Source organism: Pseudomonas sp. P116 (genome assembly GCF_020149425.1).
GTDB classification, from domain to species: Bacteria; Pseudomonadota; Gammaproteobacteria; order Pseudomonadales; family Pseudomonadaceae; genus Aquipseudomonas; species Aquipseudomonas anatoliensis.
Genome location: NZ_JACVHB010000001.1, coordinates 919679 through 944776, shown reverse-complemented (window position 1 = coordinate 944776; position 25098 = coordinate 919679). Strand labels below are relative to the sequence as shown.

General features: G+C 58.9%; 28 protein-coding genes. 15 read left to right on the top strand and 13 right to left on the bottom strand.

The annotated features are described in order from the left end of the window. Positions 1 to 62: 62 nt before the first annotated feature. The gene (locus ICA15_RS04590) at positions 63 to 428 is read left to right on the top strand and encodes a 5-carboxymethyl-2-hydroxymuconate Delta-isomerase (RefSeq protein ID WP_150603035.1); all 366 of its coding nucleotides are present in this window, start codon (positions 63 to 65) and stop codon (positions 426 to 428) included. On the opposite strand, the gene ICA15_RS04585 is transcribed toward ICA15_RS04590, so the two are convergent. Together ICA15_RS04585 and ICA15_RS04580 are read right to left on the bottom strand one after the other, a co-directional pair. Continuing rightward, the gene (locus ICA15_RS04585) at positions 429 to 1364 is read right to left on the bottom strand and encodes a LysR family transcriptional regulator (protein WP_210553753.1); all 936 of its coding nucleotides are present in this window, start codon (positions 1362 to 1364) and stop codon (positions 429 to 431) included. 184 nt (positions 1365 to 1548) lie between these two features. Beyond that, entirely contained in the window at positions 1549 to 2733 is a 1185-nt protein-coding gene (locus ICA15_RS04580) for a cyanate transporter (RefSeq protein WP_210553752.1), read from the bottom strand. Positions 2734 to 3126: 393 nt separating this feature from the next. Here ICA15_RS04580 and ICA15_RS04575 point away from each other — a divergent pair, with 393 nt between their 5' ends. From ICA15_RS04575 to ICA15_RS04560, 4 genes are all read left to right on the top strand, one after another. After that, entirely contained in the window at positions 3127 to 4776 is a 1650-nt protein-coding gene (locus ICA15_RS04575) for a phosphoethanolamine transferase (RefSeq protein ID WP_210553751.1), read from the top strand. A gap of 129 nt (positions 4777 to 4905) precedes the next feature. Further along, on the top strand, positions 4906 to 6039 hold the full coding sequence (gene rnd, locus ICA15_RS04570) for a ribonuclease D (protein WP_150603031.1): 1134 nt from the start codon (positions 4906 to 4908) through the stop codon (positions 6037 to 6039). Continuing rightward, the gene (locus ICA15_RS04565) at positions 6036 to 6329 is read left to right on the top strand and encodes a YcgL domain-containing protein (RefSeq protein ID WP_042558092.1); all 294 of its coding nucleotides are present in this window, start codon (positions 6036 to 6038) and stop codon (positions 6327 to 6329) included. The genes rnd and ICA15_RS04565 overlap by 4 nt, the downstream gene beginning before the upstream one ends. A gap of 104 nt (positions 6330 to 6433) precedes the next feature. After that, complete coding sequence (locus ICA15_RS04560) at positions 6434 to 7366, top strand: D-2-hydroxyacid dehydrogenase (RefSeq protein ID WP_150603030.1); 933 nt, start codon at positions 6434 to 6436, stop codon at positions 7364 to 7366. An 88-nt stretch (positions 7367 to 7454) separates the two neighbouring features. On the opposite strand, the gene ICA15_RS04555 is transcribed toward ICA15_RS04560, so the two are convergent. Beyond that, complete coding sequence (locus tag ICA15_RS04555; RefSeq protein WP_210553750.1) at positions 7455 to 8048, bottom strand: nitroreductase family protein; 594 nt, start codon at positions 8046 to 8048, stop codon at positions 7455 to 7457. 278 nt (positions 8049 to 8326) lie between these two features. Between ICA15_RS04555 and ICA15_RS04550 the strand changes: the two genes are divergently transcribed. Then, positions 8327 to 8776, top strand: a complete 450-nt coding sequence (locus ICA15_RS04550) for a YcgN family cysteine cluster protein (RefSeq protein WP_150617670.1) — start codon at positions 8327 to 8329, stop codon at positions 8774 to 8776. 117 nt (positions 8777 to 8893) lie between these two features. Here the strand turns inward: ICA15_RS04550 and ICA15_RS04545 are convergent, their stop codons facing one another. The 4 genes from ICA15_RS04545 to ICA15_RS04530 all read right to left on the bottom strand — a co-directional run bounded on the left by ICA15_RS04545 (position 8894) and on the right by ICA15_RS04530 (position 11060). Further along, entirely contained in the window at positions 8894 to 9271 is a 378-nt protein-coding gene (locus ICA15_RS04545; RefSeq protein ID WP_150617671.1) for a DUF2892 domain-containing protein, read from the bottom strand. A gap of 81 nt (positions 9272 to 9352) precedes the next feature. Beyond that, a complete protein-coding gene (locus tag ICA15_RS04540) occupies positions 9353 to 9823 on the bottom strand; it encodes an RNA methyltransferase (RefSeq protein WP_007911337.1) in 471 nt (156 codons plus the stop codon). Positions 9824 to 9953: 130 nt separating this feature from the next. Next, positions 9954 to 10325, bottom strand: a complete 372-nt coding sequence (locus tag ICA15_RS04535; RefSeq protein ID WP_007911336.1) for a YajD family HNH nuclease — start codon at positions 10323 to 10325, stop codon at positions 9954 to 9956. Positions 10326 to 10373: 48 nt separating this feature from the next. Further along, positions 10374 to 11060 (bottom strand): spermidine synthase, encoded by a 687-nt coding sequence (locus tag ICA15_RS04530; protein WP_042558095.1) that lies wholly within the window; start codon positions 11058 to 11060, stop codon positions 10374 to 10376. 79 nt (positions 11061 to 11139) lie between these two features. Here ICA15_RS04530 and ICA15_RS04525 point away from each other — a divergent pair, with 79 nt between their 5' ends. Further along, positions 11140 to 11424, top strand: a complete 285-nt coding sequence (locus ICA15_RS04525; RefSeq protein WP_210553749.1) for a hypothetical protein — start codon at positions 11140 to 11142, stop codon at positions 11422 to 11424. Here ICA15_RS04525 and ICA15_RS04520 read toward each other — a convergent pair. Together ICA15_RS04520 and ICA15_RS04515 are read right to left on the bottom strand one after the other, a co-directional pair. Further along, positions 11421 to 11894, bottom strand: a complete 474-nt coding sequence (locus tag ICA15_RS04520) for a cyclic nucleotide-binding domain-containing protein (protein WP_150603026.1) — start codon at positions 11892 to 11894, stop codon at positions 11421 to 11423. The two genes, ICA15_RS04525 and ICA15_RS04520, sit on opposite strands and share 4 nt — an antisense overlap. A gap of 199 nt (positions 11895 to 12093) precedes the next feature. After that, the gene (locus ICA15_RS04515; protein WP_210553748.1) at positions 12094 to 14148 is read right to left on the bottom strand and encodes a S9 family peptidase; all 2055 of its coding nucleotides are present in this window, start codon (positions 14146 to 14148) and stop codon (positions 12094 to 12096) included. A 237-nt stretch (positions 14149 to 14385) separates the two neighbouring features. Between ICA15_RS04515 and ICA15_RS04510 the strand changes: the two genes are divergently transcribed. From ICA15_RS04510 to ICA15_RS04500, 3 genes are read left to right on the top strand one after another with little or no spacing between them, the layout of a single operon-like run. Continuing rightward, entirely contained in the window at positions 14386 to 14883 is a 498-nt protein-coding gene (locus ICA15_RS04510; protein ID WP_210553747.1) for an MFS transporter, read from the top strand. A gap of 16 nt (positions 14884 to 14899) precedes the next feature. Beyond that, a complete protein-coding gene (locus ICA15_RS04505; protein WP_042558101.1) occupies positions 14900 to 15676 on the top strand; it encodes a class II glutamine amidotransferase in 777 nt (258 codons plus the stop codon). 13 nt (positions 15677 to 15689) lie between these two features. After that, entirely contained in the window at positions 15690 to 16232 is a 543-nt protein-coding gene (locus ICA15_RS04500; RefSeq protein WP_115147718.1) for a DUF2937 family protein, read from the top strand. 93 nt (positions 16233 to 16325) lie between these two features. Here the strand turns inward: ICA15_RS04500 and ICA15_RS04495 are convergent, their stop codons facing one another. Further along, positions 16326 to 17240: a LysR family transcriptional regulator gene (locus ICA15_RS04495; RefSeq protein WP_210553746.1), complete on the bottom strand. Its 915-nt coding sequence runs from the start codon at positions 17238 to 17240 to the stop codon at positions 16326 to 16328. A gap of 159 nt (positions 17241 to 17399) precedes the next feature. On the opposite strand from ICA15_RS04495, the gene ICA15_RS04490 reads away from it, so the two are divergent. The 4 genes from ICA15_RS04490 (at position 17400) to ICA15_RS04475 (ending at position 21129) form a co-directional block, all read left to right on the top strand. After that, positions 17400 to 18686 (top strand): MFS transporter, encoded by a 1287-nt coding sequence (locus tag ICA15_RS04490; protein WP_150617676.1) that lies wholly within the window; start codon positions 17400 to 17402, stop codon positions 18684 to 18686. 75 nt (positions 18687 to 18761) lie between these two features. Next, on the top strand, positions 18762 to 19514 hold the full coding sequence (locus ICA15_RS04485; RefSeq protein WP_210553745.1) for a 5-oxoprolinase subunit PxpA: 753 nt from the start codon (positions 18762 to 18764) through the stop codon (positions 19512 to 19514). Next, the gene (gene pxpB, locus ICA15_RS04480) at positions 19511 to 20215 is read left to right on the top strand and encodes a 5-oxoprolinase subunit PxpB (protein WP_150603019.1); all 705 of its coding nucleotides are present in this window, start codon (positions 19511 to 19513) and stop codon (positions 20213 to 20215) included. Before ICA15_RS04485 ends, pxpB begins: the two co-directional genes overlap by 4 nt. After that, positions 20212 to 21129 (top strand): biotin-dependent carboxyltransferase family protein, encoded by a 918-nt coding sequence (locus ICA15_RS04475; protein ID WP_210553744.1) that lies wholly within the window; start codon positions 20212 to 20214, stop codon positions 21127 to 21129. Before pxpB ends, ICA15_RS04475 begins: the two co-directional genes overlap by 4 nt. Positions 21130 to 21217: 88 nt before the next feature. Here the strand turns inward: ICA15_RS04475 and ICA15_RS04470 are convergent, their stop codons facing one another. Both ICA15_RS04470 and ICA15_RS04465 read right to left on the bottom strand, forming a co-directional pair. Next, the gene (locus ICA15_RS04470; RefSeq protein WP_042558108.1) at positions 21218 to 22396 is read right to left on the bottom strand and encodes a vWA domain-containing protein; all 1179 of its coding nucleotides are present in this window, start codon (positions 22394 to 22396) and stop codon (positions 21218 to 21220) included. A gap of 12 nt (positions 22397 to 22408) precedes the next feature. Next, positions 22409 to 23254 carry an AAA family ATPase gene (locus tag ICA15_RS04465; protein WP_042558109.1) on the bottom strand — a complete coding sequence of 282 codons (846 nt, stop codon included), beginning with the start codon at positions 23252 to 23254 and terminating at the stop codon, positions 22409 to 22411. Between the two features lie 242 nt (positions 23255 to 23496). Between ICA15_RS04465 and ICA15_RS04460 the strand changes: the two genes are divergently transcribed. Beyond that, complete coding sequence (locus ICA15_RS04460) at positions 23497 to 23994, top strand: helix-turn-helix domain-containing protein (protein WP_150617679.1); 498 nt, start codon at positions 23497 to 23499, stop codon at positions 23992 to 23994. Here the strand turns inward: ICA15_RS04460 and ICA15_RS04455 are convergent. Further along, positions 23991 to 25067 (bottom strand): DUF748 domain-containing protein, encoded by a 1077-nt coding sequence (locus tag ICA15_RS04455; RefSeq protein WP_150617680.1) that lies wholly within the window; start codon positions 25065 to 25067, stop codon positions 23991 to 23993. The two genes, ICA15_RS04460 and ICA15_RS04455, sit on opposite strands and share 4 nt — an antisense overlap. Between the last annotated feature and the right edge of the window lie 31 nt (positions 25068 to 25098).

The following is a 25098-nucleotide window of genomic DNA, read 5'->3' as shown; positions in this document are numbered from 1 at the left end:
ATTTGCATTAAGCCGTCTGTGTTATATGTACGAACTTTCACCCCACTGACTGGAGCATCCCCATGCCACACCTGCACATGGAATACACCGCCAACCTGCCGCAGTTGAACGCCGACCTCGCGTTGATCCGGCTAAACAACACGTTGGTGGGTTCCGGTCAGTTCGCCGCGGAGTTCGATATCAAGAGCCGTGCGGTAAAGGTTGAAACCTTCAAGGTCGGCACGGCCATGGGCGAGCGGGCGTTTGTGCATGTGAAGCTGGCGCTGCTCAGCGGTCGTTCGGCCGAGACCAAGAAGCAGCTGTCGCAAAGTCTGCTGGCGGTGTTGCAGGAACTTTGCGAATGGCCGGCCGGCGTCGAGGTGCAGTTGTGTGTGGAGCTGTTGGATATCGACCGCGAGTCCTACAGTAAAACCGCCATCGGTGTTTAGTTAGCCTGCTTCCAGCTCGCTGCACACCTTGATCACTTGCTCGCGTAGCCACACGTTGGCGCTGTCCTGATCGGCGTTTTGGCTCCATTGCATATCGAGGGTGAATCCCGGCAGGCCATTGGGCGCCTCACAGTGATTAAACACCGCGTCGTTGGTGAGTAAACGCTGGATGCGCCGGGGCAGGGTGAGGATGAAGTCGGTGCCGGTGATCATCTTCAATGCGGCGCTGTAACTGTTGGAACGCGCGACGATCTGGCGTTTTTGTGCCTGCCGCGCCAGCCAGCCGTCGACCATATTGGTGGTGGACATCCAGGGTGTCGGGAACACATGCCGCCGCTCGGTGAACGCTTGCAGGCTCAGGCGCGGCTCCAGTGGCGTGGCGCGTTTGTCGAAGACGCAGACCAGGTCATCCTCCAGCAGCATTCGCGATTTCAGGTCAGTGTGGTGGCGGTGAAAGTTGGGGCCGAAACTGATCACCAGATCGAGGCTGCCGTCGCGCAATTCGTCGGCCGGGACGTCAGTTTCGAACTTGTGCATGTTGACCATTACCGGCAAGTCATCGAAGTCGAAACGTTTCAACAGGCGCGGCAGAATCAATTGCTCGAAGTATTCCGGGGCGCAGATGTTGAACGTGACCGCTTGCTGGGTCGGGTTGAACACCGGGGCGCCGGCGTGGCACAGGTTGATACTTTCAAGAATCTTCTGCACATGGCCGTACATGCTGCAGGCCTTGTAGGTGGGGCGCATGCCCGTGCGAGTGTTGATGAATAGCTCGTCTTCGAAACTGGTGCGCAGTTTTTTCAGGCAATAACTGACGGTGGACTGACTGACAAACAGCGTTTCCGAAACATTGGTGACGCTGCTCTGCTCGTACACGGCGACAAACACCATGAGATCCTGCATGTCGAGTTTTCGAAGCAAGTTACTGTTCAGCATCCGTACTGTCTCGCTGTGCTCCTTGCGCTGAATACGCGCAAACGTGTGCGAACGATCCTAACGGAACGATGGTGCCAGGACAAAGCCTTGTAGGACATTTCACGGACAGTTGTGGGACAGAAAGTTTTAGCAACACGACGTCATCAATCAAACCGCTGAAACATGGCCAGAAGCCTCTAGCCGATCAATGAAACTGTCGTGCGTAATGCCGGGGATCGAAACGCCGCACCATGACAAGCATGACCACCATCACTGCGGTCAGTGACCACCACGCCCATTCGAAGCTGCCCAGATGATCGCGGATCATCCCGGCCAGCAGTGGCGAGAGCCCGGCAATCAGATAGCCGATTCCCTGGACGAAGGCGGTCAGACCTCCGGCACGCTGCGGGTTGTCGAGATGGTCGAGCGAGACGATCAGACTCATCGGAAACAAACCGCCAATCCCCAGCCCCAGCAGGCACGGCCACAACAGGCTGAGGTATTGCGGGCTGAGGATCAGTCCATAGAAGCCGCCGATGATCAGCCCGAGAAGCGCCATCAGCACCACACGACGATCACGGCTGCGATTGGCGATGGCGGGCACTACCAGACCGGAAATCACCTCCATGGCGGTCAGAAAACCTAACAACAGCCCGGCGTTTTGTTCGCTCCAGCCTTTTTCGACGTAGTACGGCGCGAGCCAGGCGAGAACGCACGTGTAGGACGCTGTCCCCAGGCCGAAGAAGATCGCGAGTAACCAGGCGCGGGAATGTGTGACGAAGGATTGTTTTCTTACAAATGGCGCCGGGGCCCGAGGCGTATTCGCGCGCTGTGCCCACCAGAACAACAATGCCAGCAATGCCAGCCCTGCCCATATCGCCAGACCGACGCGCCAACTGCCCGTGCGTGACATGACCAGTGGTGCAAACGAGGCGGCGATGGCCGCGCCGCCCATGATCGAGGTCACATACAGGCCCATGCACAGCGCTACGTTGTTGGGAAAACGCGATTTGATGAACGCTGGCATCAAGGCCTGAATCAGTGCGATTCCGAACCCGGCGAGCACGGCACTGACAATCAGCTCGGCGGCCGAATCAACAAACAGGCGTGCCACGGTCGCCAGGCCAATGATGACCAGCGACATCAGTACCGTGCGTTGCTCGCCGAGGCGCTGGCTGATGCCCATTGCGAAAAACATCGCCAATCCCATGGCCATGACAGGGAGCATCGTCAGCAGCGAGGCGACGCTGAAACTCAACGCAATATCGCCACGTATCGCCGATAACAACGGACCGACTGCCGCCATCGATGGGCGCAGGTTAAGGCCGACCAAGACGATGCCGAGCATCAGCCAGGTTGCGGGGCGCGCGGTGATGCGGACGTTTTCCATTTTCAGACCTTAAAACCGAAGGCTGATGATTAGGCGCGCACTCACCTGACTGGGGCAAACCAGAAAATCCACGGCCCCACCTAAAAATCCAATAACCCCGCAATCCCCTGTAGGAGCTGCCGAAGGCTGCGATCTTTTGATCTTGATCTTGCAAAAAAAGATCAAAAGATCGCAGCCTTCGGCAGCCCCTACAGGAAGATCCTGCGATTCGCTGAACCAGACCTGAATCATTCCCAAATACTTCGCAAGTTTTGGCGTATAGCCATCAACCAACTATTCGTTGGCTTCTTTTTCACAAAAAATTGATGGTTGCCTGCTTAAAGTTTGTGCTGTCTGAGTCAATGAACTTTTCACAATTGGCGATGGCACTTCTCTTCAGGAATATCCCTAACCATGTTGAAGTTAAAAGCCGTGCGCCCGGAATGGGTGACGTTGTGTGCCAGTGCGTTTTTTTTAGCTGGATTCAACTTTGTGCTTTGGCAGCACCTGTTCGCGATTACCTCGGCGGATGGCAAGGGCATTGCCATGCGCGTTGCTTTCGGGGTGATGATCTTCGCGGCCTTCAACATTGTGCTGACCTTCCTGGCGTTTCGCCGAGTATTGAAACCCGTACTGACGTTGATGTTCCTGATCAGCGCAGGCGTGGCTTATTTCATGAGCCAATACGGTGTATTGATCGATGCAGGAATGTTACGTAACTTCGCTGAAACCAATGTCACCGAAGTTCGCGACCTGCTCTCTTTAAAGTTGCTCGCTTACATAGTCTTTTTGGGTGTGCTGCCGTCCTGGTTGTTGTGGAAAGTTCCGGTCGACTACCGCCGTTGGCACCGCGAGTTGTTCAGCAAGGTTATTGTGAGTTTCGCCTCAGTGGCGGTCATCGGTGGGGTGGCGCTGGCCAACTACCAGGGTTTGTCATCCTTGTTTCGCAATCACCACGAATTGCGCCTGATGCTGGTGCCGAGCAACTACATCGGCGCGGCGGCCGGCTATCTGCGTGAACAAGTCGCTTCTGCGCAGCAGCCATTCGTCAAGATCGGCGAGGACGCCCAGCGTGATGTTGCCTTGCAGAATCATCCGCGCAAATCCTTGACCGTATTGGTAGTGGGTGAAAGTGCGCGGGCGGAGAACTTTGGCATTCTGGGGTACGACCGCGACACCACGCCAACACTCGACAAGGAAGCAGGGCTGATTGCATTTACCGATGTGCATTCCTGCGGCACGGAAACGGCAGTCTCCGTGCCGTGCATGTTCTCCAACATGGGCCGCAAGAACTACGACGCCAGTAAGGCGAAGAATGAAGAAGGTTTGCTGGATGTACTCAAGCGCGCCGGGATCGACGTGATCTGGCGCGATAATCAGTCGGGCTGCAAAGACACCTGTAATCGCGTCACTGTGCAAGACGTCAGCAACTTGAAAGACCCGACGCTGTGCGCCAACAGCGAGTGCCGCGACGAGATTCTCCTGCAAGGCCTGCAAGGTTTTATCGATCATCTGGACAAGGACACCGTGCTGGTATTGCACCAGATGGGCAGCCACGGCCCGGAGTACTTCAAGCGTTACCCGAAGGAGTACGAGCACTTCACCCCGGTCTGTGAAAGTAATGCGCTGAACAATTGCAGTCGCGAAAGTATCGTCAACGGTTACGACAACACGCTGGTGTACACCGACCATGTGCTGTCGAGTCTGATAGATGTGTTGCGCAGCAATCAGGACAAGGTCGATACCGCCATGCTGTATCTGTCTGATCACGGTGAGTCGCTGGGCGAGTACAACCTGTTCCTTCACGGCACGCCTTACATGCTGGCGCCGGAGCAGCAGAAACATGTCGCCATGCTGGCGTGGTTCTCCGACAGCTATCAGAAGTCCTACTCGGTCGATACGCATTGCCTGCAAATGAGTCGCGACAAGCCATTGAGCCAGGACAATCTGTTTCATTCGATGCTGGGCCTGCTGGAAGTGCACAGCTCGGTGTATCAGCAGGATCTGGACATGTTCGCGGGCTGCCGTGGCGCGGTGATCGACGGGGTGTTGGCCAAAGAGTGAGCCAGCAGACTCACCCTGTAAGACTATTCTTCCTTCAGGCGGGAGATTTCATCAAGCTCTTGTCCAGTTGAGGCGCGGAAAACGCCAGTGGCGATATATACTGCGCGCCATTCTTCAAGGGAGAGCCGTGTGGCCATCGATATTCACTGGATTCGCGACAACGAAAGCCTCGCGCAATTTTGCGCCGAGTGGCAGCAGCTGCCTTTCGTGGCCATCGACACCGAATTCATGCGGGTCGACACCTTCTACCCGATTGCCGGCCTGTTACAGGTTGGCGACGGCAAACGCGCCTACCTGATTGACCCGCTGAGCATCAATGCCTGGCAACCACTGGCCGCACTGCTGGAAAACCCGGCGGTGCTCAAAGTCCTGCACGCCTGCAGTGAAGACCTCGAAGTCCTGTTACGCCTGACAGGCAGCCTGCCAGCGCCGATGTTCGACACGCAATTGGCCGCCGCTTATCTGAATCTCGGGTTCTCGATGGGTTATTCGCGGCTCGTGCAGTCAGTGCTCGGTATCGAACTGCCGAAGGGCGAGACTCGCTCCGACTGGTTGCAGCGTCCGTTGTCCGACACGCAAATCAGCTACGCCGCCGAAGATGCCGTGCATCTGGCGGAGGTTTTCGTACAGTTGCGCCCGAAACTGTCTGACGACAAGTTCGCCTGGGTACTGGAGGACGGCGCCGAACTGGTCGCCAACCTGCGTCGCGAAACCGATCCGTACGAGGTTTACCGTGACGCCAAACTGGCGTGGAAACTGTCCCGTGCGCAGTTGGCCGTGCTGCGCGAACTGTGCGCCTGGCGCGAACGCGAGGCCCGTGCCCGCGACCTGCCGCGCAACCGTATCGTGCGTGAGCATTCGCTATGGCCGCTGGCCCGCACGCAACCGGATTCCCTTGGTGCGCTGGGCAAGATCGAAGACATGCACCCGCGTACCGTGCGTCAGGACGGCGAATTTCTGCTTGATCTGATCAAGCGCTCTGGCAGTGTGGGCCCTGATCAGTGGCCTCCCGCTGTTCCGGAGCCGTTGCCGATCGAAGCGGCTGCGCTGATCAAGCAACTGCGCGCCCTCGGTCAGGCCGAGGCTGAGCGCCTGGATATCGCCCCGGAACTGATGCTGCGCAAGAAAACCCTCGAAGCCCTGGTCAAAAGCGGCTACCCCGAGGGTCCTTACCAATTGCCTGAGTCGCTGCGTGGCTGGCGCCGCGAACTCATGGGCCAGAAGCTGCTCGACAGCCTGGCCACCGCCGGAGAACAGCCTTGAAACGTATTTGCTCCATTTACCAAAGCTCGAAACGCAGCGGCATGTACCTTTATGTGCTCAAGAGCGATGAGCTTGAGCGTGTGCCGGAAGCCCTGATGCTGGCGTTCGGCAAGCCGAAACACTCGTTCAATCTGGTGCTGTCGCCCGAGCGCAAACTGGCCAGCGAAGACATCGTCGTGGTGCTGGAAAACCTCGACAAGCAGGGCTATCACCTGCAAATGCCACCCGCCGAGGACGAGTACATCGAGCACTTGCCCGAAGAGTTGTTGCGCCGCAACGACCCAATGTGATCGGCGAGGCCCTGTCCTGGGCCTCGTTAACCCTGGAACTGTTTTTAACGCGATGGCCGCGATGAATGTGGTGGCCGTCTGCACGATTTGCGAAAGGTTTGAAGATGCGCGTTCTGATTGCTGAACACGACCACGCGATATACGCCCGGCTGCTGCAACAGGCAGCGCCGGAGCTCGAAGTGCTGACCAGTGGCGACTCCGCTGAACTGGCTCAACTGGCTGCCGACTGCCCGGTGTGGCTGGGACAGCCGGATTTGCTCGCGACCTTGTTGCGCCAAGGGCATCAACCGCAATGGCTGCAATCGACCTGGGCCGGCATCACACCGCTGCTCGCCGACGGCCTCTGCCGGGATTATCGCTTGACCCGCGCGGTGGGGATTTTTGGCCAGGTGATGGCTGAATACGTGCTGACCTACATGCTCGGCCACGAACGCGAAGTGCTGGCACGGCTGGTCAGCCAGGTCGAGCGTAAGTGGGACAACCGCACCGGTCAGAGTCTGGTCGGGCGCAAGGTGCTGATCGTCGGTACCGGCGACATCGGCCAGAGCGTGGCGCAGTTTCTGCTGCCGTTCGGCGTTGAGCTGTACGGCATCGCCAGCAGTGCCCGCGAGCAGGCGCCGTTTGTCGAGGTCGGCTCAATGGCGGATCTGCCGCGACTGGTGGGCGAAGTGGATTACGTGGTCAACCTGCTGCCCAATACTGAACACACCCACGATATCTACGACGCGGCGCTGTTCAAGCAATTCAAGCCGACCGGGTTGTTCATCAACGTCGGACGTGGCGTGGCAGTGGTCGATGCGGATCTGGTGGAAGCCCTGAAGGAAGGTCATCTGGCGGGCGCGGTGATCGACGTCTGCCGTCAGGAGCCACTGCCGCAACGTCACCCGTTCTGGACAGCGTGGGGCTTGCTGCTCACCGGCCACAGCTCGGCACCGACTTCGCCGGCGTTGATGGTGCAGTTGTTCGTCGACAATTTGAAGGCGTATCAGGCAGGTGAAGCGTTGCGTGGTGAAGTGGATTTCACCCGCGGCTACTGAGTTGACATCAAAAGATCGCAGCCTGCGGCAGCTCCTACAGGGGAATATGTACACCGTAGGAGCTGCCGCAGGCTGCGATCTTTTGCTTTTAGAGGGTGAAATCGCCTTCAGCCGCCAATTCACTCAGCGGGCGACGCGGGCTCGGCTCTTCGCGCGCTTGCAGGTAATCCGCGAGGGTTGCCTTGTCACCCAGTTTGCCAACGGCAACCGCCGCGTGCAGCGCGTAACCTTCAGGAATGTTCAGCTCCTTGCGGGTCAGCTCCTGATCGAAGCCAGCCATGCCGTGGGTGTGCCAGCCGCTGATGCTCGCTTGCAGCGCCAGATGGCCCCACGCCGAACCCGTGTCGAAGGTGTGCCACAGCGCCGGAGTTTCTTCAGTGGCGCCCGGAGCGGTGAAGGTGGTCTTCGAAATCACGATCACCAGTGCCGAGGCGTGCTGCGCCCAGCTACGGTTGAACTCATTCAGCAGGCCCAGATAACGTTCCCAGTTCGGCGTGTCGCGGCGCGCATAGAGAAAGCGCCACGGCTGCGAGTTGTAAGCCGAAGGCGCCCAGCGCGCGGCTTCGAAGAAACTCAGCAGGGTTTCTTTCGGGATCGCTTCGCCGGTGAAGGCGCGAGGCGACCAGCGATCGGTGAACTGTGGGTGAATGGCGTAATCGGCAACGCGAGTGTTGGCACTCATCAAGAGATTCCTTGCGACGTTTGAGTAAGAAATTCGAATGAAAACCCGGCGGGATCAGTTGCGCTGAACGATGGGGTTTCCCGAGCCATGGCAGTTCACCGGGATGCAACGCGGTCGAGCATTAATGGCTCCCGGGCAAGGTTCCTGCGACTGGCAAAGCTACGCGCTGCCACAAAAACTGACAAGTGCAGTGCAACCGGCAGTCGCCAGCGCTTGGCCCGCAGGGCCTTGGGCACTAGACTGGCGCCTTTTCACCACCTGATGTTGATGCTTGAGCCATGGCCGCCAAAGTCGAACCGTTCTGGATACGCAAAACCCTCGATCAACTGGATCCGGAGGAGTGGGAATCGCTGTGCGACGGCTGTGGTCTGTGCTGCCTGCAAAAACTCGAGGATGAGGAAGACAACAGCGTTTATTACACGCGCATTGCCTGCAAACTGCTGGACCTGAAAACCTGTCAGTGCAGCGATTATCCGAACCGCATCAAGTTTGTCCCGGACTGTATCCAGCTAACTCCCGGCCAGGCTGAAGAGTTCAAATGGCTGCCGCCGACCTGCGGTTATCGACTGGTCAGCGAAGGCAAGGATCTGCCGTTATGGCATCACCTGGTGTGCGGCGACCGAGATGCGGTGCACCACGAAAGGATTTCCCAGTCCGGGCGCATGCTCGCCGAAGGCAGCGTGGCGGAGGATGACTGGGAAGATCATCTGATTTTCCGCGCGGGTTGAGTTTTCACATTTCGAGACCGCTATCGCGAGCAGGCTCACTCCTACATGGGAACGCATTCCAATTGTAGGAGTGAGCCTGCTCGCGATAGGGCCATTTGCCTCACCGAAAATCCCGGATCAAACCCCGGCTTTCGGCGATTTTACCGAATCATTACCAGTAACAGTTGCAGTGCTGGTCGCGGCCTCGGCATTGGCCTTCAGCTTGCTCAGCTCTTCACCGGCGCGCTCGATCTTGGCCCGCACGTTGTTCATGTCCTGACGGCTTTTCTCGAACAGACTTTTCACTGAACTGTGCCCGGTAATGCCGCGGGCCATGGCCACACCGCCAATCGCCACCTGAATCAACCCGAACACACCGCCACGGCGCAAGCCCTTGCCGACCATCACTACGCCGCCGGCCAGTGAGCCAATGCGCTCCCAGCCCTGAACATTCTGGTCGGACGAGGACTGAAACGGTGTGGATTCGATACGCTCGACGCGTTTGAGCTCGGTCATGATCTTTCTCCAGGCAATGAATAATGGTTAAACAAGCTGACTGCCGGAGCGGTCAGCTTGTTCCATCGGATGTGCGACGCTTCAGCGGAATTTTGGCCCGGAGCGGGTGTTCAGGCCCTTGGCCATGCGGTCGTAGAGCACAACGTTGACTGTTGCGGCGAGGTTCATACAGCCGGTGGTCGGGATGTACACGACGTCTTCGCACCAGTCGCGAATCTCTTTGTCCAGCGAGCCGTCTTCCGGGCCGAAGATGTACAGCGCGCGGTCCGGGTGAGTGTATTCCGGCAGCGGGCGGGCGCCTTCGACCAGTTCAACGGCAACCGGCACGCAGTTGAGCGGGAGGATCTTTTTCAGATCGTCGATGCCGATCAGCGGGATGTCGTAATGCACGCGTTTGGTGTCGGTGACGAAATCGGCGGCGCGTTCATAACGCTTGCCGGTATAGAACACCGACGCCACGCCGTAACAGCCTGCGGCGCGCATCACCGAACCGACGTTCTCAGGTGATTTGGGGTTGTACAAACCAATGCAGCTGTAACGTTTGTCTGCCACGAGCGGGGAGCCTTCGGGAAAAAGAGGGCGATTATACGGGGATAAGATCTAAAGATCGCAGCCTTCGGCAGCTCCTACAGTTGGATGGCGTACACCCTGTAGGAGCTGCCGAAGGCTGCGATCTTTTGCTTTAATCTTCTTTCTTCATCAACCCGGCCAGCGCGGCAAACGGGTTATGCGTCGCCTTGGCGATTTTCGGCGTGCTCAGCGAGCCCTCGCTGAAGTATTGCTGGTCGGTATAACGCGAGTGCTCGTTGTCGTGGCAATACAAGCACAGCAACTCCCAGTTCGAGCCGTCCTGCGGGTTGTTGTCGTGGTTGTGGTCGCGGTGGTGCACGGTCAGTTCGCTCAGGCGCTTGCCGGAAAACTCACGGGTGCAGCGGCCACACACGTGCGGGTACATCTTCAGGGCCTTGTCGCGGTAGCCCATTTCCTTGTCGCGCTGGTTGTCGGCGAGGATGCGATCGAGCTTCGACGTGTTGGTGGGGGTGGACGAACTCATGGGTTCACCTTTGTAGAAGACTAAAGACGGTTATGTTCGCAGTTTAGCTCAGCCCTTGAGCTTCTCGGCAATCCAGATGGTGTGGCGCGTGCCTTTGTTGCCGTGGGCGAAGACCTGCACTTCTTCGGCCTTGAAACCGGCCTTCTTCAACTTGTCGGAAAACTGCCGATCGGCGCTGGCCGACCATACGGCAAGTACGCCTTTGGGGCGCAAGGCCTTCGCGCAGGCGTTCAACCCAGCGGCGGAGTACAACCAACTGTTGGCCTTCTGGGTCAGGCCTTCAGGGCCGTTGTCGACGTCGAGCATGATCGCGTCGAAACCGTTCGGCTCGCTTTGCAGCACATTGGCAACGTCTTCCTGGCGGATCACCGTGCGCGGATCGAGCAGCGGGCGGCCGGACTTTTCACCGAGCGGGCCACGGTTCCACTCGACCACGCCCGGGACCAGTTCAGCGACCACGACTTCGGCGGTTTTGCCCAGATGCTTGAGCGCAGAGGCGAGGGTGAAACCCATGCCCAGGCCACCGATCAGCACCCGCGAATCCGGACGCCCGGCGACCTTGCGGCAAGGGATCTCGGCCAAGGCATCTTCAGAGCCGTGCATGCGCGTGTTCATCAATTGCCCGCCGTCGCCGCCCTGGATCTTGATGACAAAATCCTCGCCATACTCGAACAGGCACAGGGCACCGCCGCTTTCAGGGATCGGGGTGGTGTCGAGCAGAACAAAACGTTTCATGGAAATCTCTACAAGGGGGAAGGCAAGCAGGCCCGTTGGGAGTAGCCTGAGCGCAGACTAAGGCCAAACGGAGCCCTTGATGAAGCGCACCATTCTAACGGTCATTGCCCTGGCCGCGCTCGCGATTACTGCGGCGCAGGCGCAGCAGGCCATTCCGATCAGCCCGGCGCCGCAACCCGGCTCGCCCGGCACCGCAACGCCAACGCCATACCCGCAGATCACACCGATCAACATTCCCAAATCGGGAGCCGGCAGTGGCAGCCCACCGCTGGTGCCGATTGAAATGCCCAGCCCGCCGATCAAGGATCAACCGGTGCCAGGCATCGAGCCGACCGGCACCAAAGCGAAAACCCCGGGCGGTTAAATCTGCTGCGCCGCCAGTTGGCCATCGGCCATGCGCAGGCGTTTGGACAGCGAGACGGCGAGGGCGCGGATGATCTTGGCGGCGATCTTCGGTGCGTCGTTGAGCATTTTTTCCAGCGAATCCTTGCCCAGGTTGAGCAACTGACAATTGCTCGCCGCGATGCACGTCGCCGAGCGTCGCTCGCCATCGAGCACGGCCATTTCACCGAATGCCCGGCCGCTGCGTAGCGTGGCCATGGTAATGACCTGGCCGTCGGGCCCGGTTTTTTGCACGGCGACCTGGCCGGTGTGAAGAATGCACATGAAGCTGCCGGCATCGCCTTCGCGGAAAATCGCCTCGCCCTCAGCCACGGTACTGATGCTGAAGTAGCCGGATGCTGCGGCAAAGTCCGCCAGCGCCAATTGATCGAACAGGCCGCAGTCCATCAGCCAGTCGCGGATTTCGTTGTTCAGTAAGGTTGGTTCTGACATGTCATTACTGTCTTTATTGTTTTCTCGGTTTCAGGCGCTATATAAACCCTGTAGGAGCTGCCGCAGGCTGCGATCTTTTGATCTTGCCTGTTAAAAAACAAGATCGAGAGATCGCAGCCTTCGGCAGCTCCTACATTGGATTTGTGGTGTATCGGCCCTTTGGGTCTTGAGTTAAGACCCAAGTGACCGATGGAGTTCCTCAGGCAAGCCCCAGAACCTTGAAAACAAATGCATATTCGAGGGCTACGTCACGTAATCCCTGATATCGCCCGCTCATCCCGCCATGCCCAGCGCCCAATTCGGTCTTGAGCAGGAGAACGTTGTCGTCGGTTTTTGTCGCCCGCAGCCTGGCCACCCACTTGGCCGCTTCCCAGTACTGCACGCGGCTGTCGTTGTAGCCGGCGATGACCAGCGTTGCGGGATAATCCTGCGCGCTGACGTTTTCGTACGGCGCATAGGCCTTGATCCGCTCATAGACGTCCGGGTCTTCGGGATTGCCCCACTCGTCGTATTCAGTGACGGTCAGCGGCAGCTCCGGGTCGAGCATTGTGTTGAGTACGTCGACGAAAGGCACTTCGGCAATCGCCACACCAAACAGATCCGGCCGCTGGTTAAGCACCGCGCCAATCAGCAAACCGCCGGCGCTGCCACCGCTGATCGCCAGCTGCGGCGCAGTGGTGATGCCGTTGAGGATCAAGAACTCGGCGCAGGCGATGAAGTCGCTGAAGGTGTTGTGTTTGTGTTCCTGCTTGCCGGCGCGATACCAGGCTTCGCCCAGCTCACCGCCGCCGCGCACGTGGGCGATGGCGAAGGCCATGCCGCGATCGAGCAGGCTCAAACGGGCATGGGAGAACCACGGGTCGAGGCTCGAACCGTAAGCGCCGTACCCGTAGAGGTACAGCGGCACCGGTTTGCCGACCATTTCACGCTTCATCACCAGACTGATCGGCACTTGCGTGCCGTCCGGCGCGGTCGCCCAAAGGCGTTGGCTGACATAGGCGTCGGCGTCGAACGGGCCGAGCACCGGGGTTTCCTTGAGGACGGTTTGCTCGCCCGTCGCCAGAGTCAGTTGGCGTACCTGAGCGGGGCGATTCAAGGCCTCGTAGCGCAGACGAATGCGATCGCTTTCAAATTCCAGACTGTTTTGCACGTAGAGGCTGTAGGCCGCGTCCGGCAATTGCACGCGATAAGGCGTCAGGCCATGTGGGTGAACTTCAATGATCGGCAAGCCACCTTCGCGCAGGCTCAGGGTCATGGCTTCGGTGTTGAGGGTCACGCCGTCGAGCATCACCGTGTCGCTGTGCGCGATCAGGTTCTGCCAGTCGGCCTCGCTCGGCGCAACACCCGTATCCGGCGCTTGATAGAGGGCGAAGTTGATGCCGTCGCGGTTTGTGCGGATGAACCACGTCCATGCGCCATCGAGCATGCCGTGATCGACATCGTATTCATGGTCTTCGACCCGCGGCGCCAGGCAAGTGAACGGCAGGTGCGGCTGATTGGCGTCCAGCGCCCAGACTTCGCTGGTGGTCTTGCTGCCCAGCGACAGCAGCAATTGCTGCTCGGAGCTTGAGCGGTAGCAGTGCAGGAAAAAGCGTCCGTCCGGTTCGTGGAACACTTCTTCGGCCGCGGTGCCGTCGAGGCGATAGCGGAACAGTTTGTACGGGCGATGAGTGTCGTCGAGGGCGCCGAAAAACAGCGTCAGGCTGTCGTTGGCCCACGTCATGCTGCCATCGCAGTCTTCGAATTCCAGTTCGCTGACCTTGTCGTTGGACAGTTCCTTGACGAACAGGGTGTAAATTTCATCGCCAGAGGCATCGACGCTGTAGGCCAGACGCTGGTGATCGGGGCTGATGCTGAACGCCCCCAGCGAAAAGAAACCGCCATTGGCCAGTGCGTTCGGGTCGAGCAGCAGCTGTTCGCGGCTTTCGTCGAGCGTCAGGCTGTCGTCCGCCGGGCGCGGGCAACGGTAATGCCGAGCGTATTCATCGCCCGCCGTGGTGCGCGTGTAATAAAGGTACGGCCCCCACGGCGAGGGCAGGGACAAATCGGTTTCCAGGATGCGGCCCTTGATCTCTTCGAACAGGGTTTCGCGCAGCTCGGCCTGATCGGCGGTTTGCGCTTCCTGATAGGCGTTTTCAGCCTTGAGGTAATCAAGCACCGCGTCGGTGTCGCGTTCCTGCAGCCAGGCATACGGGTCGGCACCGGCCGCCTTGCGGGCAATCGGGGCACTGATGACGTTGGCGGATTGGGGCATGGAAGGCTCTCGGACAATGTACGGAATTAGGGTTTTCGCCACTCTGGATCGCGCCGCTGACCTTGTGGGAGCCAGCCTGCTGGCGATGCCGGACTGCCAGACAACATCAATGTTGAATGTACCAGCCTCATCGCCAGCAGGCTGGCTCCCATAGGGGCTGCGGCTGGCCGTCTGGCATTGTGACAAGCCTGGCGGGCGAAAAGTCGTTACTATAAGCGCCTCTTTGCCTGCCTTGCCATGGACACCATGACCGAGAACGACTATCTGATCGCCTGGGGCCTCTACGGCTTTGCCGCTGTAGGCTGCCTGTTGGTATGGATGCGCCTGACCCGCTGGATGTGGCGCTGGTTGCGCGAGCCACTTCGTGTACTGATGGCAGTGTTGCTGTTCAGCCCTACTGTCGTTGATCCGGTGAAGGAAATGGTCGCCCCGGCCATCGCCATCACTGCGCTGGATCTGGCGTTCAAGGTGGGCAACAACGCCTGGCGGGCGGTCTCCGATCTGTTCATGTACGGCTTGATCGCCTTCGGCATCTACCTGATTTACGTGCTGATCCGCTTGCCGATCGAGCGCGCGTCCAGAGCTCGCCGCGAACAGGCTGAAGCTGCCAAAGCCGCAGCCCGCGCCGATGATCGTGACGATGATCAACCCTTCGGCGCCGCCGGAGACGACCGCTACGGCCGCCCGCCGGTACCGAACAATCCGCAGCGCATGCGGGTCGAGCCGCGTCTGTAATCCCGAGAGTCCGCACATGTGTGAATTACTGGGCATGAGTGCCAACGTGCCGACCGATATCGTCTTCAGCTTCACCGGGCTGATGCAGCGCGGCGGGCGCACCGGCCCGCACCGCGACGGTTGGGGCATTGCGTTCTATGAAGGCCGTGGCCTGCGGCTGTTCCAGGACCCGGCGGCGAGTTGCGAGTCGGAAGTTGCCAATCTGGTCCAGCGCTATCCGATCAAGAGCGAAGTGGTCATTGGCCACATCCGTCAGGCCAATGTCGGCAAGGTCTGCCTGTCCAACACTCACCCGTTCGTCCGCGAACTGTGGGGACGCAACTGGTGCTTCGCGCACAACGGCCAACTCGCCGACTTCACCCCGATCAAAAGTTTCTACCGCCCGGTTGGCGATACCGACAGCGAAGCGGCGTTCTGCGATTTGCTCAACCGCGTGCGTGCAGCATTTCCGGAACCGGTCGATATAGAAGTGCTGTTGCCGGATCTGGTCGCTGCGTGTGCTGAATACCGCAGCAAAGGCGTATTCAACTGCATGCTCAGCGACGGCGACTGGCTGTTCTGCTATTGCACGACCAAACTGGCACAGATCACCCGGCGTGCACCGTTCGGTCCGGCGCGGCTCAAGGATGTCGACGTGATCGTCGATTTTCAGGCCGAAACCACACCCAACGATGTGGTGACGGTCATTGCGACTGAACCGTTGACCGAAAACGAAACCTGGACCCGCTACGAACCGGGCCAATGGAGCCTGTGGCGACGCGGCGAATGCGTCAGCCAAGGCAAGACCGAATAAGGATTTGCACCCCATGTTGCTCAGTTATCTACGGCTGGTGTTGTTTGCGGCGGGCCTGTTGATCGGTGTCCAGGTGCCGGGATTCATCAACGATTACGCGAAACGCGTCGAGGCGCATCTGATCGAGGCGCAGACCGGTCTGCGCGGCTTTCAGGGCACTGCCGAGCAGTTTTTCAAAGGAGACATTCAGGCGCTGGTCGCGCATTACCGCGCCAGTGAAGACCCTGTGTTTCGCAGCGATGCCGACAGCCTGAGCACCATGCTCAACCGTCAGATTGCACTGGATAAGCAATTTCAGGCGATGCAGGGCCCTTGGTACATCCGCTTCCTGCAAGTGGTGCTGGCCGCCGATCCGGATATTCGCAAGGAAACCTGGAATGGCTACAGCTACCAGATTCTGCTGACGCCGGAAGCCATGATCTGGGGCATGAGCGGGGCGTTGCTGCTGTCGTTCGGCATCGAATGCCTGTTCCGTCTGATCGACTGGGTAGTGCTGGGCGGCAGACGCTTGCGCCAGAGCCGGCCGATCGAAGACCGCGACGTGCGCGGCCTCTAAGGCCCACGATCAAAAGATCGCAGCCTGCGACAGCTCCTACAGGGAAATGCATACCCTCATGTAGGAGCTGCCGAAGGCTGCGATCTTTTGCTTCTAAATATTCAGCTTGATGTAACCCGTGCCCACCTTGCGCGCATACCCCGCCAACACCTGCTGACACAACGTCACGATCTCCTCGACCCACTCAACCCCCACCCGCCACGACACCACCACCTGCAACGCCGGCGGCGTCTTGTCGATGCCGAGCAAAATCAATTCCCCGCGCGCCAGCTCCTCGGCCACCAACACCGGTGGCAGCGCACCAATGCCAAACCCGTCACGCAGCAACCGGGTAATCGCCGACACCGAATTCACGCAGTTCAAGCGCGGCGCCAACACGCCGCTGGCCTGCATCAGCGCCAGAATGTCTTGATGCGGTCGCGAGTTTTTCGAGTAGGTGATGATCCGCTCCTGCGCCAGTTCGGCGAGGTCGGCGTAGTCGCGGTTGTAGATCGAATTGCTGGCGACGATCCAGCCCAGCGGATGGCTGGCCAGTTCCAGACTGCGCACGCTTTCATGGCGTACCAGATCGGTTTGCAGGATCAGATCGAGAAAGCCTTTTTGCAGCTGATCGCAGAGATTGAGCGACGTATCCGCCACCAGCTCGATTTCAACTCGCGGATACAGCTCGGTCATCTGCGCCACCAACGGGCTCAGCCACGTGTGAATCACCGTGTCCATGACACCGATACGCACACGGCCAACTTTGCTCGAACGGGTCTCGATCGATTGCTTCAGTGCTTGCATGGTGTCGAGCATCTCCTCGGCATAGTCCAGCACTTTCAAGCCTTCGGGCGTCAGGCTCACGCCACGCGAATCACGCAAAAACAGCTTCACACCGAGTTCGCCTTCAAGCACTGCGATGCGGCTGGAAATCGACGCCTGGGTGGTGAACAGCTTGTCGGCGGTCAGACGAAAACTCTTCAGCCGGGCGACCCAGACAAAGGTCTCGAGAAACTTCAGGTTCATGGGCAAGGCTCGGGTGACAAATTTTTCTTATGCCTAAGGCGGGTTTTTATTCGTTGGACGCAGCAGGGCTACGGGACGAAAAATCGACGCATCCGGTTCCCACGATAGGCGTCGTCGGGGCTGCGAACAAGACCAATAAAAAACCTGCGGAGATTTGCCATGAGTGCTCCCGACACTATCGATCTACCCAAGCCATCGGCGCGTCCGGGGCCGTTCGACTGGTATCGCAACATCAACCAACAGGAGCGCCGCACGTTCTGGAGCTGCAAGATCGGCTACGGTCTGGACGGCATGGACACGCAGATGCTCAGTTTCGTCGTGCCGACCCTGATCGCGATGTGGGGCATCACGACCGGTGAAGCCGGGCTGATTCATACCAGCACCTTGATCGCCTCGGCCATTGGCGGTTGGGTCGCCGGCATTCTCTCCGACCGCATCGGTCGCGTGCGTACGCTGCAACTGACCGTGTTGTGGTTTGCCTTCTTCACCTTCCTCTGCGGCTTCGCGCAAAACTACGAACAACTGCTGATCGCCCGCACCTTGATGGGCTTCGGTTTCGGCGGTGAATGGACCGCAGGCGCGGTGCTGATCGGCGAGGTGATCCGCGCCAAGGATCGCGGTAAAGCCGTCGGCATGGTGCAATCCGGTTGGGCGCTGGGCTGGGGGCTGACAGCGATTCTGTATGCGCTGCTGTTTTCGGTATTGCCACCGGAAGATGCCTGGCGGGCGCTGTTCATCCTCGGCATAGTCCCGGCGATTTTCGTGATTTTCGTGCGGCGTCTGGTGAAAGATCCGGAGATCTATCGCGAGGCCAAAGCTGCGCAAACGCCGGAAAATCAGGCGAAGTTCTACGAGATATTCGCCCCCGGCATGCTCTTCACCACAATCCGTGCGTCGTTGCTGACCACCGGTGCGTTGGGCGGCTACTACGCGATCACATCCTGGCTGCCGACCTTCCTGAAGAACGAGCGTGGCTTGAGTGTGCTCGGCACGGGCGGTTATCTGGCGATGGTCATCGTCGGCTCTTATGTGGGCTATGTGATCAGCGCCTATCTGACTGACTTATTGGGCCGCAAAAAGAACTTCATCCTCTTCGCCGTCGGTTCGTTCACCATTGTTCTGCTGTACACGCAATTGCCGGTAAGCAACGGCGTGATGCTGTGGCTGGGCTTCCCGCTGGGGTTCTTTGCTTCGGGGATCTTCAGCGGCATGGGCGCGTTTCTCACTGAGCTGTTCCCCACGCGAATTCGTGGTTCAGGCCAAGGTTTCTGCTACAACATCGGCCGGGCGCTGGCGGCACTGTTTCCGCTGTTTATCGGTCTGCTCAGCCAGAAAGTGCCATTGAGCGTGGGCATTGGTGCCTTTGCCGCAGTGTCTTACGGCGTGGTGATTATTGCGGCGTTGAGCCTGCCGGAAACTCGCGGCAAGCAACTGGATGCGCAGTAACTGATAACCTGCGGGGCATTGCCCAACGGCTTTGTCCTACGGATAGAAAGACAAGAAGCTACAGGAGTGTTTACCGTGAGCCGCCTGTTATTGAACTGCGACATTGGCGAGAGCTTCGGCAGCTGGACCATGGGTCTGGATGACGAAGTCATGCCCTTCATCGATTGCGCCAACGTGGCCTGCGGTTTCCATGCCGGCGATCCGGGCATCATGCGTAAAACAGTCAGCCGTGCGCTCAGCCACGGCGTGCAGATTGGCGCGCACCCTGCGTATCAGGATCTGGTCGGATTCGGTCGCCGCTCCATGGCCTATTCCGCGCAAGAGTTGCAAGACATCCTGCATTACCAGATTGGCGCCCTCGACGGCATCTGCCGAGCCCAGGGCGCGCGGGTCAGTTACGTCAAACCCCATGGCGCGATGTACAACGACATGATGGCCAACCCGGCGCAGTTGCGTGCAGTGATTCAGGCCGTTGCCGCCTACGACCGCGCGTTGCCGCTGATGTTGATGGCGACCCGCGACAATACGGCAGCGCAGCAACTCGGTGACGAGTACGGCGTGACCCTGTGGTTTGAAGCCTTCGCCGACCGCGCCTACGACAGCGCCGGCCGACTGGTTTCACGGCACCAGCCGGGCGCTGTGCATCACGACCCGCAAAAAATCATCGAGCAAGCCTTGATCATCGCTCGTGGTGACGCGCTCACTGCCAGCGATGGCAGTGCATTGCATTTGCAGGCCAACACCCTGTGCGTGCACGGCGATAACGCCAGTTCGGTGGCTGCCGTGCAGCGCATCCGTGAGGCCTTGAATCAGCAGAGCGCGCCATGAATCCAAGGATTGAAGTGGTGGCGCTGGATTGCCTGATGCTGCGCCTGTTTGATGAAATCGCTGAAGCCAACATGCCGTGGATGCTCGCGGCCAGCGTGCGGTTGCGTGAGGTGTTCGGCGCGCAGTTGATTGACCTGGTACCGTCCTACACCACACTGATGGTGCATTACGATTTGACGTCGTTGAGTCCGAAGCAAGCGCGGGAATTGATCGCTGAGGCGTTGATCGATCTGTCGCCAGATGCGCGAACCGTCGGCCAGTGCCATGTGTTGCCGGTCTGGTACGACCTGAGTGTCGGGCCCGAGCTGAGCCTACTCGCCGAGCGCAGCGGGCTGGCGGTGGAGGAGGTGATTCGTCGCCACAGTGCCAGGGAATACCAAGTGTTCGCCCTCGGTTTTGCGCCGGGTTTTGCTTTCATGGGATTGGTCGAAGACGTTCTGGCAGCGCCGCGTCTGAATACCCCGCGCAAGAAAGTCGCCGCTGGCAGCGTTGGTATTGCCGAGCGGCAAACTGCGGCTTATCCCGTCGTATCGCCCGGTGGCTGGAACCTGATCGGTCGCACTCCGACGAAGCTCTTTGATCGCAATCGTGACGGCTACAGCCTGATGCAGCCCGGTGATACGGTGCGGTTCGAAGCGGTGAGCCATGCCGAGTTCATCAACCTGGGCGGTGATGACACGCCACTGGAGGCCTTGGCATGAGCCGACTGACGATTGAATCCAGCACACCGCTGTGCCTGTTGCAGGACGCCGGGCGCTTTGGGGTGCGACATCTGGGCGTGACTCAGGGCGGCGCGGCGGATTGGTGTTCGATGGGTTGGGCCAACTGGTTGCTGGGTAATGGACTGGATGTGCCGGTGATCGAAATCACCCTGGGCGGTTTTGCGATGGTGGCCGAAGAGGACTGCTTGCTGGCGCTGGCCGGGGCTGATCTTGGGGCGCTGATCGATGGCCAGGCGTTGGCGCCTTGGCGCAGTTTCAAATTGAGCAAAGGGCAGACATTGCAGTTCACCCAGCCATTGCTCGGCGCCCGGGCTTATCTGGCGGCGCCCGGTGGTTTCGACGCGCCAAAGGTTTTGGGCAGCAGTGCAACGGTGGTGCGCGAAGAACTTGGCGGGCTCGATGGCATGGGCTTGCCCTTGGCCAAGGGCTCTACGCTGAGCTATCACGGCAAAGCCGCTCAACTGCGCGAAATAACGCATCAGCAGCAACCGGACCTGCGCTCGAATGAGCCGCTGGATCTGGTACTCGGTGCGCAAATCGGTCAGTTCAGCGGGCAGAGTCTGTTTGACGTGTTCAACAGCGCCTGGACGCTCGACAGTCGCGCCGATCGCATGGGTATTCGCCTGTTAGGCAAGGCGTTGCAATATCAAGGGTTGCCGATGATTTCCGAAGGCATTCCGCTGGGCGCGGTGCAGGTGCCGCCGGACGGGCAGCCGATTGTATTGCTCAATGATCGGCAGACCATTGGCGGCTATCCGCGGCTGGGGGCGTTGACGCCATTGGCGTTGGCGAGATTGGCGCAGCGCCTGCCGGGAGCGCAGGTGCGGTTGCGGCCGGTGGTGCAGGAAGTTGCGCATCGCGAACATGTCGAGTATTTGCAGCGTCTTGGTTGAAGATCAAAAGATCGCAGCCTTCGGCAGCTCCTACAGGGGAAACGCGGATTCCTCTGTAGGAGCTGCCGAAGGCTGCGATCTTTTGCTTTTACTTGGACAAAAACCGCATCCCTTCTTCCAACCCACGAAGGGTCAGCGGATACATCTGGTCCTCGATCAAATCCCTGACGATATTGGTCGACGAGGTATATCCCCACGTATCTTTCGGATACGGGTTGATCCAGATGAGCTTCTTGTACTTCGCCATGAACCGCTGCATCCACACGTATCCCGGCTCTTCGTTCCAGTGCTCGACGCTGCCGCCGGCCTGGGTGATTTCATAAGGCGCCATGGCGGCATCGCCGATGAAGATCACTTTGTAGTCGGCGCCGTACTTGTGCAGCAGGTCCTGGGTTGAAGTGCGCTCGGAAGTACGGCGCATGTTGTTTTTCCACACCGACTCGTACACGAAGTTGTGGAAATAGAAATACTCCAGATGCTTGAACTCGGTCTTGCAGGCCGAGAACAGTTCCTCGCAGATCTTCACATGCGCATCCATCGAGCCGCCGATGTCGAACAGCAGCAACAGCTTCACCGTGTTGCGGCGTTCCGGACGCATCTGAATGTTCAGCAGACCGGCATCCTTGGCGGTGTGGTCGATGGTGCCGTCGATATCCAGCTCTTCTGCGGCGCCTTGGCGGGCGAATTTACGCAGGCGACGCAGGGCAACCTTGATGTTGCGCGTGCCCAGTTCCACCGAGTCGTCGAGGTTTTTGTATTCGCGCTGATCCCAGACTTTTACCGCTTTGCCCTGGCGCTTGCCGGCATCGCCGACCCGAATGCCTTCCGGGTTGAACCCGCCGGACCCAAACGGGCTGGTGCCGCCAGTGCCGATCCATTTGTTGCCGCCGGCGTGGCGTTCCTTCTGTTCTTCCAGACGCTTTTTGAATTCTTCAATCAACTTGTCCAGACCACCCAGGGACTGGATTTGCGCACGTTCCTCATCGCTCAGCGAACGCTCGAACTCCTTGCGCAGCCAGTCTTCGGGAATCAGCGCCTGCAGATGATCGTCGAGTTTTTCCAGGCCATTGAAGTAAGCGCCGAACGCACGGTCGAACTTGTCGAAATGCCGTTCGTCCTTCACCAGAATCGCCCGTGACAAGTAATAGAACTCGTCCATGTCGGCGAAGGTGACGCGCTGTTTCAGCGCGTTGATCAGGTCGAGCAGTTCGCGCACCGACACCGGCACCTTGGCTGCACGCATTTCATTGAACAGGTTGAGCAACATGGCATCAGCCTCTTAGCGGGTGCCGCGACGGCTCATGAACGCCAGGCGCTCAAGCAGTTGCACGTCCTGTTCGTTCTTGACCAAGGCCCCTGCCAACGGCGGGATCGCCTTGGTCGGATCGCGTTCACGCAGCACTGCTTCGCCGATGTTGTCGGCCATCAGCAGCTTCAGCCAGTCGACCAGTTCCGAAGTCGATGGCTTCTTCTTGAGGCCCGGCACCTTGCGCACGTCGAAGAACACGTCCAGCGCTTCGCTGACCAGATCCTTCTTGATGTCCGGGTAATGCACATCGACGATTTTCTGCAGGGTGGTGCGGTCGGGGAAGGCGATGTAGTGGAAGAAGCAGCGACGCAGAAACGCGTCCGGCAACTCTTTCTCGTTGTTGGAGGTAATGATGATGATCGGGCGCTTTTTGGCTTTGATCGTCTCATCGATCTCGTAAACGTAGAACTCCATCTTGTCGAGTTCTTGCAACAGGTCGTTCGGGAACTCGATGTCGGCCTTGTCGATCTCGTCGATCAGCAGAATCACCCGCTCTTCAGACTCGAAAGCCTCCCAGAGCTTGCCTTTTTTCAGGTAGTTGCGCACATCGTGGACTTTTTCCGTGCCCAGCTGCGAGTCGCGCAGACGGCTGACCGCGTCGTACTCGTACAGGCCCTGATGCGCCTTGGTGGTGGACTTGATGTGCCAGGTGATCAACTTGGCGTTGAACGATTCGGCCAGTTGCTCGGCGAGCATGGTTTTGCCGGTGCCCGGCTCGCCCTTGACCAGCAGCGGCCGCTCCAAGGTGATGGCTGCGTTGACTGCCAGCTTCAGGTCATCGGTGGCGACGTAGGCCTGGGTGCCTTCGAACTTCATCTGCTAATCCTCGAACGGTAACGCCGACCTGAACGGGCAGGGCGGGGGCGAAATAATCGGATGCCCCGACTATAACGCGCAGCCCGGTCGACTGTGAACGCAGACGGCTTATTCAGTCTCTGAATGGGGCGTCACATGTTGACTCAGTCTCGGCCGAAGGCCAGTATTCAGGTATCGCCGATTTGGCGATAGGCTTTGCGGCATCCGACTGATCAGGTGCAATTGCTGGAGGACTGGAAGCGATGTTACCCATGAAGCGGCCGCGACTGTCAGCGGTTCAGGCACTGCCCGCTTACCACTTGGCGCTGACCTTTATAGATGGTCAACATCTGATGCTTGATCTAAGCAGTGATTTGCATACTTTTCCGGGCCTGCAGCCCTTGCTCGCTGCAGAAGTGTTTTCGACCGCCATGCTGGCAGATGAGGGTTGGTGCGTTGAGTGGCTGGAGCCGGATATCCAGATTGGCGCAGATACGTTGTATCTGGACGCCCTGGCGCAAAATGCAGCTGACGAAAACACCCGTATTTTCATCAGTTGGCGTGCGCGTACCGGATTATCGTTGAATCAGGCTGCCGAGGCGCTGGGTGTCAGCGCCCGCAGCATCAGTCGCTACAGCAATGGACGGGAAGCCGTGCCGCGCTCTTTGGCGCTTGCCTGTCTCGGTTGGGATTCATTGCAGCGAGGGTCAACGCTGGCGGCGGAGGAGTCCGGCCGATATGTCGTTAACCGTAAGTCCTAACCCTCATCCGGCTTCGGCCGCTCATACCGGGCATTGAACGCCTGAACAAAGCCATTGCGCAAAATCTGCAAAAACGCTTCGAATGCGTTGATGTTCTGCTGGTGCACATTACCGCTGAGTTGTACGCGGGTAGCGAACTGGTTTTTGACCTGATTCTTCAACACGGTTTCGGTACCGCCGACCAGTGCTTCCCAAACCGAGCGGAACAGTCCTTTGTTCTTGTTCTCGACGTCTTGTTGCCAGTCGAACACATCGACATCGCGCAGCAGCGGTTTGATGTAACCGGTGACTTTGGCTTTTTCGGCTTTTGCTTCAATCACCACGTCGCCATGCCCGGCGTTGAAATCGAACTTGCCATAGGCAGAAGCGAAATCATTCATGCGCTTGAGTTCGATGTCTTTTGCCCGAAGTCGAAACTCGAAGTCTTCGAAGTTGCTCAGCGGATCGAAGGTCGCCGTGGTTTCCAGAGGGGCATGGCCGAGCAACAAGGCTTTGCCCTCGAAACGCGCATCACGTTTGCCTTCGGTGTCGACCACGTTGGTCAGGTTATAAATGCTGGCGTCGACATTGGTCGCATTCATGTTCACCGGCGGTTTGGAGTTGAAGTTGCGGAAAGTGATTTTCCCGTCGCTGATGCGTACTTCGTTGAGCGTAATCGGCAGGAGTTTGCCCAACTGCTCACGCCAGTCAGTGCCTTGACCGGTTTGGGAGTTCTGTTTGTTGGCGCCGCCGTCGACAAAGTTGATTTCAGGATTGAAGAACTGCACTTCGCCCACCACCGCATGGTCGTACCACAACGAGTGCCAGCTCACCGCCAGATCAATCACCGGTGCATTGACGAACGGCACCGGCACCTTGCCGTCGACTTTGACGATTTTCAGGCCGTTGATCTTGTAGGCGCCGCGCCACAGCGCCAGGTCGACGTCGGTCACCTGGCCACGGTAATCACCCATGTCCGCCAGTTTGTCATTCAGATAGTCGCGCACCAGGTAGGGCAGGGCGATGTGCAAGGCCACCAGTAACACAATGACGGTGACGAAGGCCCACAACGGCCAGCTGTAACGACGCTTCATGGTGGCGATTCCCGAACGATATAAAGCGATT

Excerpts from the sequence above, each read along its gene's own strand:
- ICA15_RS04590 (WP_150603035.1), top strand. The coding sequence starts at position 63 with ATGCCACACCTGCACATGGAATACACCGCCAACCTGCCGCAGTTGAAC.
- ICA15_RS04585 (WP_210553753.1), bottom strand. The coding sequence starts at position 1,364 with ATGCTGAACAGTAACTTGCTTCGAAAACTCGACATGCAGGATCTCATG.
- ICA15_RS04580 (WP_210553752.1), bottom strand. The coding sequence starts at position 2,733 with ATGGAAAACGTCCGCATCACCGCGCGCCCCGCAACCTGGCTGATGCTC.
- ICA15_RS04575 (WP_210553751.1), top strand. The coding sequence starts at position 3,127 with ATGTTGAAGTTAAAAGCCGTGCGCCCGGAATGGGTGACGTTGTGTGCC.
- ICA15_RS04560 (WP_150603030.1), top strand. The coding sequence starts at position 6,434 with ATGCGCGTTCTGATTGCTGAACACGACCACGCGATATACGCCCGGCTG.
- ICA15_RS04555 (WP_210553750.1), bottom strand. The coding sequence starts at position 8,048 with ATGAGTGCCAACACTCGCGTTGCCGATTACGCCATTCACCCACAGTTC.
- ICA15_RS04550 (WP_150617670.1), top strand. The coding sequence starts at position 8,327 with ATGGCCGCCAAAGTCGAACCGTTCTGGATACGCAAAACCCTCGATCAA.
- ICA15_RS04545 (WP_150617671.1), bottom strand. The coding sequence starts at position 9,271 with ATGACCGAGCTCAAACGCGTCGAGCGTATCGAATCCACACCGTTTCAG.
- ICA15_RS04535 (WP_007911336.1), bottom strand. The coding sequence starts at position 10,325 with ATGAGTTCGTCCACCCCCACCAACACGTCGAAGCTCGATCGCATCCTC.
- ICA15_RS04530 (WP_042558095.1), bottom strand. The coding sequence starts at position 11,060 with ATGAAACGTTTTGTTCTGCTCGACACCACCCCGATCCCTGAAAGCGGC.
- ICA15_RS04525 (WP_210553749.1), top strand. The coding sequence starts at position 11,140 with ATGAAGCGCACCATTCTAACGGTCATTGCCCTGGCCGCGCTCGCGATT.
- ICA15_RS04520 (WP_150603026.1), bottom strand. The coding sequence starts at position 11,894 with ATGTCAGAACCAACCTTACTGAACAACGAAATCCGCGACTGGCTGATG.
- ICA15_RS04515 (WP_210553748.1), bottom strand. The coding sequence starts at position 14,148 with ATGCCCCAATCCGCCAACGTCATCAGTGCCCCGATTGCCCGCAAGGCG.
- ICA15_RS04510 (WP_210553747.1), top strand. The coding sequence starts at position 14,386 with ATGGACACCATGACCGAGAACGACTATCTGATCGCCTGGGGCCTCTAC.
- ICA15_RS04505 (WP_042558101.1), top strand. The coding sequence starts at position 14,900 with ATGTGTGAATTACTGGGCATGAGTGCCAACGTGCCGACCGATATCGTC.
- ICA15_RS04500 (WP_115147718.1), top strand. The coding sequence starts at position 15,690 with ATGTTGCTCAGTTATCTACGGCTGGTGTTGTTTGCGGCGGGCCTGTTG.
- ICA15_RS04495 (WP_210553746.1), bottom strand. The coding sequence starts at position 17,240 with ATGAACCTGAAGTTTCTCGAGACCTTTGTCTGGGTCGCCCGGCTGAAG.
- ICA15_RS04490 (WP_150617676.1), top strand. The coding sequence starts at position 17,400 with ATGAGTGCTCCCGACACTATCGATCTACCCAAGCCATCGGCGCGTCCG.
- pxpB (WP_150603019.1), top strand. The coding sequence starts at position 19,511 with ATGAATCCAAGGATTGAAGTGGTGGCGCTGGATTGCCTGATGCTGCGC.
- ICA15_RS04475 (WP_210553744.1), top strand. The coding sequence starts at position 20,212 with ATGAGCCGACTGACGATTGAATCCAGCACACCGCTGTGCCTGTTGCAG.
- ICA15_RS04470 (WP_042558108.1), bottom strand. The coding sequence starts at position 22,396 with ATGTTGCTCAACCTGTTCAATGAAATGCGTGCAGCCAAGGTGCCGGTG.
- ICA15_RS04465 (WP_042558109.1), bottom strand. The coding sequence starts at position 23,254 with ATGAAGTTCGAAGGCACCCAGGCCTACGTCGCCACCGATGACCTGAAG.
- ICA15_RS04460 (WP_150617679.1), top strand. The coding sequence starts at position 23,497 with ATGTTACCCATGAAGCGGCCGCGACTGTCAGCGGTTCAGGCACTGCCC.
- ICA15_RS04455 (WP_150617680.1), bottom strand. The coding sequence starts at position 25,067 with ATGAAGCGTCGTTACAGCTGGCCGTTGTGGGCCTTCGTCACCGTCATT.